Genomic DNA, 5783 nt, shown 5'->3' with positions numbered 1-5783 from the left:
TGGGCGGGCGCCCCCCCCCCCCCCGCCCCCCCCCCCCCCCCCGCCGCGGCGCCCCCCCCCCCCCCCCGCCACTACCACAGGCGCGTCAGGTCGACGCGCTGCGGATCGCATCCGGCAGCGGCGCGCTCTTGCCAGTCTGGGTATCCATCCACACCACCACCACGTTGCCATCCGAATAGAGCTTCGATTCGTCCTGCTGGTCGACGATGCGGTGGCCGATGGTCACGCTGCTGTTGCCCAGGCGCTCGACGAACAGCTCGACCAGGATGTCGTTGGGCCACACGATCGGCAGCCGGTAGTTGACGTTGGTCGCGGCCACCACCGGTGCGATGCGGTCGGTCATCGACACGCCCTCCACACCCAGCATCCAGCGCACGCGCGCTTCTTCCAGGTAGGAGATGTACTTGGCGTTGTTCACATGGCCCATGCTGTCCATGTCACGCCAGCGCACGCTGATCGGGATGCGGGCCAGGATCTTGTGTTCGCTGCTCATCAGGCGTCCTTTTTCTTCTTGCTGGCAGTGGCGGTCTTGCTGGTCTTGCCGGTGCTCTTGGCGGCTACCGCCTTCTTGGCGACCTTGGCCGGCTTTTCAGGCTTCACCTTGCGCGGCGGGCGGGCGTCTGGCTTGTTGGCCACGGCGGCCGGCTGCTCCGGGCGGGCGCTGGTGGAGGGCAGCATGCGGGCCAGGAACTGGCCGGTGTACGACCGCGGGCAGGCCGCCACGTCTTCCGGCGTGCCGGTGACCAGGATGGTGCCACCGCGATGGCCGCCTTCCGGACCCAGATCAACGATCCAGTCGGCGGTCTTGATCACGTCCAGGTTGTGCTCGATCACCACCACCGTGTTGCCTTCGTCGCGCAGCTTGTGCAGCACGCCCAGCAGCGCTTCGATGTCGTGGAAGTGCAGGCCGGTGGTCGGCTCGTCGAGGATGTACAGGGTGCGGCCGGTATCGCGGCGCGACAGTTCCTTGGACAGCTTCACGCGCTGCGCTTCACCACCGGAAAGCGTGGTCGCGCTCTGGCCCAGCTTGATGTAGCTCAGGCCGACGTCGACCAGCGTTTCCAGCTTGCGCGCGATCGACGGCACCGGTTCGAACAGCTTCAGCGCATCCTCGACGGTCATTTCCAGCACGTCGTTGATGTTGAAGCCCTTGTACAGGATCTCCAGCGTCTCGCGGTTGTAGCGCTTGCCATGGCAGACGTCGCAGGGCACGTACACGTCCGGCAGGAAGTGCATCTCGACCTTGATCAGGCCGTCACCCTGGCAGGCTTCGCAGCGGCCGCCGCGCACGTTGAAGCTGAAACGGCCCGGCGAATAGCCGCGCGCACGCGCTTCGGGCACCTGTGCGAACAGTTCGCGCAGCGGCGTGAACAGGCCGGTGTAGGTAGCCGGGTTCGAACGCGGGGTGCGGCCGATCGGCGACTGGTCGATGTCCACCACCTTGTCGAACAGGTCCAGGCCATCGATCTCCTTGTACGGAGCGATCGGGTGCGAGGCGCCGTTGATCTCGTTGGCGGCCAGCGAGAACAGGGTGTCGTTGATCAGGGTCGACTTGCCCGAGCCGGACACGCCGGTCACGCAGGTCAGCAGGCCCGACGGAATCGCCAGGTCCACGCCCTTCAGGTTGTTGCCGGTCGCCCCGCGCAGGTGCAGGGTCATCTTCGGGTTCGGCGTGTGCCGGCGCGCCGGAATCTCGATCGCGCGCTTGCCCGACAGGTACTGGCCGGTCAGCGAACGCGGTGCCTCCAGGATGTCCTGCAGGGTGCCCTGGCCGACGATCTCGCCGCCGTGCACGCCCGCGCCCGGGCCGATGTCCAGCACGTAGTCGGCCAGCCGGATCGCATCCTCGTCATGTTCGACCACGATCACCGTATTGCCCAGGTCACGCAGGCGGGTGAGGGTGCCGAGCAGGCGTTCGTTGTCGCGCTGGTGCAGGCCGATCGACGGCTCGTCGAGCACGTACATCACACCGACCAGGCCGGCGCCGATCTGGCTGGCCAGGCGGATGCGCTGTGCCTCGCCACCGGACAGGGTGTCTGCCTTGCGCTCCAGGGTCAGGTAATCCAGGCCGACATCGACCAGGAAGCCGAGGCGTTCGCCGATCTCCTTGACGATCTTCGCGGCGATCTCGCCACGCCAGCCCGGCAGGCTCAGTTCACTGAAGAACTTCAGTGCCTCGTCGATCGGCAGCACCACCAGCTCCGGCAGCGGGCGATCGGCCACGAACACGTTGCGTGCTGCCTTGTTCAGGCGCGCGCCATTGCATTCCGGGCACGGCTGTTCGCTGATGTACTTGGACAGCTCCTCGCGCACCGCAGGCGACTCGGTTTCCTTGTAGCGGCGTTCGAGGTTGGGAATGATGCCCTCGAAGCGGTGCTTGCGCTGGGTGCGGCCGCCAGCTTCGGTGAAGTAGGTGAAGGTGATCGTCTCGTCGCCGCTGCCGTACAGCACGGCCTGCTGCACCTTGGCCGGCAGCGAATTCCACGCGGCATCCACGTCGAACTTGTAGTGCTTGGCCAGCGAGGCGATCAGCTGGAAATAGTAGGCGTTGCGGCGGTCCCAGCCGCGCACCGCACCGGCGGCCAGCGACAGCTCCGGATGCACCACCACGCGCGAAGGGTCGAAGAACTCGGCGATGCCCAGGCCATCGCAGCCGGGGCAGGCGCCCATCGGTGCGTTGAACGAGAACAGGCGCGGCTCCAGTTCCGGCAGCGAGTAGTCGCACACCGGGCAGGAGTACTTGGAGGAGAACAGCGCCGGCGTGGCGTCGGCGGTGTCCAGGCTCTGCACCGAGGCCATGCCATCGCCCAGCTTCAGTGCGGTCTCGAAGCTCTCGGCCAGGCGCTGCTTGATGTCCTCGCGCGGGCGGAAGCGGTCGATCACCGCCTCGATGGTGTGCTTCTGGCGCAGCGCCAGCGGCGGCACCGCATCGATTTCATACAGCTCGCCGTCCACGCGCACACGCACGAAGCCCTGCGCACGCAGCTGGTCGAACACCTGTGCGTGTTCGCCCTTGCGGTCGCGGATAACCGGCGCCAGCAGCATGTAGCGCTGTTCCGGGTCCAGCGTCAGCACCTGGTCGACCATCTGGCTGACCGTCTGCGCTTCCAGCGGGTAGCCGTGGTCCGGGCAGCGCGGTGTGCCGACGCGGGCGTACAGCAGGCGCAGGTAGTCGTAGATCTCGGTGATGGTGCCGACCGTCGAGCGCGGGTTGTGCGAGGTCGACTTCTGTTCAATCGAGATGGCCGGGGACAGGCCTTCGATGTGGTCCAGGTCCGGCTTTTCCATCACGCTCAGGAACTGGCGCGCATAGGCCGACAGCGACTCGACGTAGCGGCGCTGGCCTTCTGCATAGATGGTGTCGAACGCCAGCGAGGACTTGCCCGAACCGGACAGGCCGGTGATCACGATCAGCTTGTCGCGGGGCAGGTCGAGGTCGAGGTTCTTCAGATTGTGCGTCCGCGCGCCGCGGATGCGGATGAAATCCATCGCCATGGGGGATCCGGTTGTGGGGGCGTTGGCTGGGTGCCGGGCCAGCAGGGAACGGCAATCGGTCAGCCTACCGAGGTGACCAGATGGGGGCAATGGGCGACAATGCCAGCCCGATGTCTCACCTGATGAGACAGGCCGACAGCTTTGTGTAGAGCCAAGCCATGCTCGGCTGCCGGGACCCCGAACCGTTCAGCCGAGCATGGCCCGGCTCTACAGGGCCCGGTCTCCAGGCCGTTCAGGGGTTGACTTGACCCGCGCCCGCTGATCTGCGTACAATTCCGCTCCTGTCCGCCCTCGATGGCGGCAGCTCAGACCACAATAACTACAGAGGAAGGCCTGGTCATGTACGCAGTACTGGTCACCGGCGGTAAGCAATACCGCGTGGCGCAGGGCGAAAAGCTCCGCATTGAAAAGCTCGAAGTCGAAGTCGGCAGCGAGATCAAGTTTGACAACATCCTGATGCTGGGTGACAGCGACGGCGTGAAGCTGGGCGATGCGCTGAAGGGCGCTGCCGTCACCGCCAAGGTCCTGTCCCAGGGTCGTGCTGACAAGGTCCGGATCATCAAGTTCCGTCGCCGCAAGCACCACATGAAGCGTCAGGGTCACCGTCAGTACTACACCGAAATCGAGATCACCGGCATCGCCGGCTAAGCATCAGGAGAAGCAGTCATGGCACATAAAAAGGGCGTAGGCTCCTCGCGCAACGGTCGCGACTCCAACCCGAAGTACCTGGGCGTCAAGATCTTCGGCGGCCAGGCCATCGAAGCCGGCAACATCATCGTGCGTCAGCGCGGCACCCAGTTCCACCCGGGTTCGGGCGTTGGCCTGGGCCGTGACCACACCCTGTTCGCCCTCGTGGACGGCAAGGTGGAGTTCTCGGTCAAGGGCGCCAAGAAGCGTCGCACCGTCAGCATCGTCTCGGCCGACGCCTGATCCAGGCATCGCCGGCACCCGTGCCTCGGCATGGGGGTGCTGCATGAAGAGCCCCGCTTCGGCGGGGCTTTTCGTTAGAGTGAAAGCAAGACCGGCCAGGCCGGGGTGCCGGCCAGCGGCTGGCATAACATTCAAGGCGACGGCTGGCAGGCCGCGCCCATCGCAGGCATCGAAACAATGAAACTGGTAGACGAAGCAGAAATCGAAGTGTTCGCCGGCAACGGCGGCAACGGCTGCATTGGCTTCCGTCGCGAGAAGTTCATTCCGCTCGGCGGCCCGGACGGCGGCGACGGCGGTGCGGGCGGCAGCGTGTATATCCGCGCCGACGAAAACCTGAACACCCTGGTCGACTTCCGCCATGACCGCATCTTCAAGGCGCAGCGTGGCGAGAACGGCATGGGCCGCCAGGCCTATGGCAAGGGCGGCGAAGACCTGACCATCACCGTGCCGGTCGGCACCGTGGTCATCAACGTCGCCACCGATGAAGTCATCGGCGACCTGACCCAGCATGGTGATCGCCTGCTGGTGGCCCAGGGTGGCCGCGGCGGCCTCGGCAACATGCACTTCAAGAGCTCGACCAACCGCTCGCCGCGCCAGGCGCTGCCGGGCGAGCCGGGCGAAGAGCGCACGCTGAAGCTGGAACTGAAGCTGCTGGCCGACGTCGGCCTGCTGGGCTTCCCCAATGCCGGCAAGAGCACCCTGATCCGTGCCGTTTCGGCGGCGACGCCGAAGGTGGCCGATTACCCGTTCACCACGCTGTACCCGAACCTGGGTGTGGTGAAGGTGGAGAACTACCGCAGCTTCGTGATTGCCGACATTCCCGGCCTGATCGAAGGCGCTGCCGACGGTGCCGGCCTGGGTGCGCAGTTCCTGCGCCACCTGCAGCGCACCCGCCTGCTGCTGCACCTGGTGGATATCTCGCCGATGGAAGGCGGTGTGGAAGGCATTTCCCCGGTCGAGCAGGTGCGCGCGATCGAGCGCGAACTGGAAAAGCACGATCCGGAGCTGCTGCAGAAGCCGCGCTGGCTGGTGCTGAACAAGGCCGACCTGATGTTTGAAGACGAAGCGAAGGCTGCGGCCGAACAGATCGTCGCCGAGCTGGGCTGGAAGGAGCCGTGGTTCCTGGTTTCCGCGCTGGGCCGCGAAGGTACCTTCCCGATCATGAGCCGGATCATGGCCTTCTTCGATCGCCAGAAGGAAGACGAGCTGGAAGCCCGCAACGCGCAGTAATGCTGTTGTGGTTCCATGCGAAAAACCCGGCTTCGGCCGGGTTTTTCATTTTCCGGTAGTGGCGGGGGGGGGGGGGGGGGGCGGGGGGGGGGGGGGGCGGGGGGGGGGCGGCCCCCCGCGCGGGCGCC

The 5783-nt window shown here is 66.1% G+C and carries 5 protein-coding genes; 3 read left to right on the top strand and 2 right to left on the bottom strand.

Going from position 1 to position 5783, the window contains the following annotated elements; genetic code table 11:
• Positions 1–85 precede the first annotated feature (85 nt).
• Entirely contained in the window at positions 86–493 is a 408-nt protein-coding gene (locus V3B64_RS08625; RefSeq protein ID WP_025873855.1) for a thioesterase family protein, read from the bottom strand.
• Positions 493–3495 (bottom strand): excinuclease ABC subunit UvrA, encoded by a 3003-nt coding sequence (uvrA, locus tag V3B64_RS08620; protein ID WP_329913953.1) that lies wholly within the window; start codon positions 3493–3495, stop codon positions 493–495. The genes V3B64_RS08625 and uvrA overlap by 1 nt, the downstream gene beginning before the upstream one ends.
• A gap of 339 nt (positions 3496–3834) precedes the next feature.
• Here uvrA and rplU point away from each other — a divergent pair, with 339 nt between their 5' ends.
• The 3 genes from rplU to cgtA all read left to right on the top strand — a co-directional run bounded on the left by rplU (position 3835) and on the right by cgtA (position 5655).
• Entirely contained in the window at positions 3835–4143 is a 309-nt protein-coding gene (gene rplU / locus V3B64_RS08615; protein ID WP_005408557.1) for a 50S ribosomal protein L21, read from the top strand.
• Between the two features lie 18 nt (positions 4144–4161).
• Positions 4162–4425, top strand: coding sequence for a 50S ribosomal protein L27 (gene rpmA / locus V3B64_RS08610; protein WP_005415704.1), 264 nt, complete (start codon positions 4162–4164; stop codon positions 4423–4425).
• 177 nt (positions 4426–4602) lie between these two features.
• Positions 4603–5655, top strand: a complete 1053-nt coding sequence (cgtA, locus tag V3B64_RS08605; RefSeq protein ID WP_054171259.1) for an Obg family GTPase CgtA — start codon at positions 4603–4605, stop codon at positions 5653–5655.
• Positions 5656–5783: the final 128 nt, after the last annotated feature.

It is taken from the genome of Stenotrophomonas sp. SMYL86 (genome assembly GCF_036320025.1).
GTDB lineage: Bacteria > Pseudomonadota > Gammaproteobacteria > Xanthomonadales > Xanthomonadaceae > Stenotrophomonas > Stenotrophomonas maltophilia_A.
This window is presented reverse-complemented; position numbering and strand designations above follow the sequence as displayed.

What these genes read in the sequence shown, in the direction of transcription:
- cgtA (WP_054171259.1), top strand. Translation starts at nt 4,603, where the DNA reads ATGAAACTGGTAGACGAAGCAGAAATCGAAGTGTTCGCCGGCAACGGC.
- rpmA (WP_005415704.1), top strand. Translation starts at nt 4,162, where the DNA reads ATGGCACATAAAAAGGGCGTAGGCTCCTCGCGCAACGGTCGCGACTCC.
- V3B64_RS08625 (WP_025873855.1), bottom strand. Translation starts at nt 493, where the DNA reads ATGAGCAGCGAACACAAGATCCTGGCCCGCATCCCGATCAGCGTGCGC.
- uvrA (WP_329913953.1), bottom strand. Translation starts at nt 3,495, where the DNA reads ATGGCGATGGATTTCATCCGCATCCGCGGCGCGCGGACGCACAATCTG.
- rplU (WP_005408557.1), top strand. Translation starts at nt 3,835, where the DNA reads ATGTACGCAGTACTGGTCACCGGCGGTAAGCAATACCGCGTGGCGCAG.